The 245-nt window shown below is 66.9% G+C and carries 1 protein-coding gene; it reads left to right on the top strand.

What is annotated here, in order from left to right; genetic code table 11:
- The coding region (locus IG98_RS46430; protein WP_037973178.1) for a HAMP domain-containing protein at nt 1-245 on the top strand (245 nt) is incomplete at both ends.

The raw sequence follows: 245 nt of genomic DNA on the forward strand, positions 1-245 counted from the left end.
CGAGGGCCAGCTCGGCGGCCAGGCCCGGGTCCGCGGCGTCTCCGGCGTCTGGAAGGACCTCACCGACAACGTCAACTCCATGGCCAACAACCTGACCTACCAGGTCCGCAACATCGCCGAGGTCACCACCGCCGTCGCGTCCGGCAACCTGACCCGCAAGATCGACGTCAACGCCCAGGGCGAGATCCTCGCCCTGAAGACCACCATCAACACCATGGTCGACCAGCTCTCCTCCTTCGCCTCCG

This window comes from Streptosporangium amethystogenes, from assembly GCF_000721075.1.
In the GTDB taxonomy this organism is placed as follows: domain Bacteria; phylum Actinomycetota; class Actinomycetes; order Streptosporangiales; family Streptosporangiaceae; genus Streptosporangium; species Streptosporangium amethystogenes.